General features: G+C 40.0%; 3 protein-coding genes and 1 pseudogene. All 4 read right to left on the bottom strand.

All coding sequences use genetic code 11. The annotated features are described in order from the left end of the window. A partial coding sequence (locus AC1DJR_RS24565; RefSeq protein ID WP_477003721.1) for a sulfate/molybdate ABC transporter ATP-binding protein occupies window positions 1-1,041 on the bottom strand: 1,041 nt, incomplete at its 3' end. Window positions 1,042-1,053: 12 nt separating this feature from the next. Beyond that, on the bottom strand, window positions 1,054-1,911 hold the full coding sequence (gene cysW, locus AC1DJR_RS24560) for a sulfate ABC transporter permease subunit CysW (RefSeq protein ID WP_477003720.1): 858 nt from the start codon (window positions 1,909-1,911) through the stop codon (window positions 1,054-1,056). 11 nt (window positions 1,912-1,922) lie between these two features. Continuing rightward, window positions 1,923-2,753, bottom strand: a complete 831-nt coding sequence (gene cysT, locus AC1DJR_RS24555; RefSeq protein WP_477003719.1) for a sulfate ABC transporter permease subunit CysT — start codon at window positions 2,751-2,753, stop codon at window positions 1,923-1,925. 34 nt (window positions 2,754-2,787) lie between these two features. Next, window positions 2,788-2,919: pseudogene (locus tag AC1DJR_RS24550) on the bottom strand (sulfate transporter subunit); the annotation flags it as partial.

Genomic DNA, 2,919 nt, shown 5'->3' with positions numbered 1-2,919 from the left:
CACTTCTCTCGGATGTACGTATACAAACTCACCCGTTTGAATGCCTAGTTGTCTAAACTGTTCTTTACTAATTTCTGCTTCTARATACTCATCTGTTCCGTCGCGCTTCAATTCTACATATACGACAGGGCCAACTGCGTGAGAGTATGWTACTTTCGCYGGRATKGCATCTAYACTTTGTTTCGTACGAKMGATTGATAGRTGATGTGGYCTTACGTATCCCACTCCGTCTACGTTTGAAACGTGCTTATGCTCTGGTGCTTCTAGTTCCACCGATCCTACATTTAGTTTACCTTTATGAACGCGGCCGTGAAATAAATTCACGTTTCCTAAAAAGTCATATACGAACGGACTTGCTGGTTTTTCATATACTTCTTCCGGCGTTCCTATTTGTTCAATGCGTCCTTCATTCATTACAAYGATGCGGTCCGCAACGTCTAACGCTTCTTCTTGGTCATGCGTTACGAATACGCTCGTAATTTGAAATTCGTCATGTAGTTTCCGGAGCCATCTTCGCAATTCTTTCCGTACTTTCGCATCAAGTGCACCAAACGGTTCATCTAGCAATAAAATTTTCGGTTCGACTGCAAGTGCCCGGGCTAGTGCGATACGTTGGCGTTGTCCGCCAGATAATTGCGCTGGATAACGTTTTGCGAAACCATCCATTTTTACTAGTTTCAATAGTTCTGTTACTTTTTCTTTTATTACTTCAGCTGAAGGTCGTAAGTTTTTCTTTCTTACTTTTAAACCGAAAGCGACATTTTCAAATACATTCATATGTTTAAAAAGTGCATAGTGCTGGAAGACGAAACCGACTTGCCGGTTTTTCACGTGAATATCAGTTAAATCTTCTCCATCAAATGAAATGGAGCCTCCATCCGCTTCTTCTAGGCCTGCAATAATTCGTAATAACGTCGTTTTCCCAGAACCTGATGGGCCTAATAAGGCAACAAGTTCTCCTTTTGGAATATCCAAATGAATGTCTGTCAGCGCTTGAAATGTACCATATTGTTTTGATACATTTTGAATTTGAATACTCACCGCACTCACTCCTTATTGTCGTTTTTCCATTCTCCATTCAATCCAGTTTTTTATAACGAGCGTAAAAACTGCGATGAGTGACATTAAAGTCGCCACAGCGAACGCTGCTGAAAATTGATATTCATTGTACAAAATTTCAATATGAAGCGGCATTGTATTTGTCATGCCGCGCACGTGACCAGACACAACGGAAACTGCTCCGAATTCACCAATGGCCCGGGCGTTACATAAAATTATGCCGTATAAAAGGCCCCATTTTATATTTGGCAATGTGACGCGCCAAAACATTTTCCAGCCGCTTGCGCCAAGTGATAGAGCTGCTTCTTCTTCACTTTTCCCTTGCGCCTGCATAACTGGGATTAATTCACGCGCAACGAACGGAAACGTAACAAATATCGTCGCAATGATAATGCCAGGAACAGAGAAGATGAGCTTTATCCCGTGTTCCATTAACCATCCGCCAAGATTCGCACGAGGTGTGAAAAGTAAAACGAATACTAATCCTGCGATAACTGGTGATACAGCAAACGGCAGTTCAATAAGAGATAATAATACTTGCTTTCCTTTAAACTGAAACTTCGTAATAAGCCAAGCTGCTGCTATTCCGAATATCGTATTCAGCGGTACAACAATTAATGCAACGAGAAGTGTTAACCTGATTGCCAAAAATGCTTCTTGATCTGTTACAGCGGCAATATATACATCAATTCCTCGTTCGAACGCTTTCATAAAAATTGTCACGAGCGGCAGTAATAGAAAGAGAGATAAAAATAAAATTGTTATCGTAATGAATAGACTTGGTACAAATTTAGATTCTTTTTTAACTGATACGCTTTTTACTATTTTCTTTTCTAATAATGTTGGTTCCATTTTCTCCCCTCCTATTCGCTTTTCAATTCATGCCTTCTACTCCAAGTTTGAATCATATTAATAAATAGTAGGAAAAGGAGAGAAATAATAAGCATCACAGCCGCTACAGCTGTTGCGCCTGCATAATCATATTGTTCTAGTTTTGTCATAATCATAAGCGGTGCAATTTCTGTTTTCATCGGCATATTACCTGCAATGAACACGACAGATCCATATTCCCCTAACGCCCGAGCAAAGGCGAGTGAAAAACCAGCAAGTAGAGCCGGGAATATTTCTGGCAAAATAATTTTCACAAATATTTGAAAGCGTGATGCCCCTAAACTAGAAGCTGCTTCTTCTACTTCTTTATCAATACTTTGCAGCACTGGTTGCACCATTCGAACGACAAATGGTAAGCCAATAAACGTAAGCGCCACAATAATGCCGAGCTGGGTAAAAGCTACTTTTATATGAAACACACTAAATATTTTTCCAATAAAGCCATTTTCCGCATAAAGCGTCGTAAGTGTAATACCAGCTACAGCAGTCGGAAGAGCGAATGGTAAATCGATTAGTCCGTCTAATAACCGCTTCCCTGGAAATGTGTAGCGAACGAGTACCCAAGCAATTAATAAACCGAAAATAGCATTTACAACTGCTGCTGCAAGTGAAGTTGTGAAACTTACTTGATAGGAATGCAACACGCGCTCACTCGTTATAACCCCAGCAAACTTCTTCCAGCCTAGCTGCGAAGTTTGAATAAATACGATAGAAAGTGGTATAAGTACGAATAAACTCGTATACAGCATTGTAAAGCCAAGAGATAATCCAAATCCCGGTAACACACGTTTTTTCTTCCTCATATTCCTTCACCTCATCACCCTTTAGCAGCGCCCATTATTTTTGATAAATTTTATCGAATACGCCTCCGTCATTAAAATGTTTTTCTTGCGCTTTTTTCCATCCTCCAAATAGTTCATCTACTGTAAATAATTGAACTTTCGGAAATTGTGATGCGTACTTTTCTGC

It is taken from the genome of Bacillus sp. 05T31, assembly GCF_056396725.1.
The sequence above is the reverse complement of the archived record's forward strand: the minus strand, read 5'-3'. Positions and strand labels throughout refer to the sequence as shown.

What these genes read in the sequence shown, in the direction of transcription:
- cysW (WP_477003720.1), bottom strand. Translation starts at nt 1,911, where the DNA reads ATGGAACCAACATTATTAGAAAAGAAAATAGTAAAAAGCGTATCAGTT.
- cysT (WP_477003719.1), bottom strand. Translation starts at nt 2,753, where the DNA reads ATGAGGAAGAAAAAACGTGTGTTACCGGGATTTGGATTATCTCTTGGC.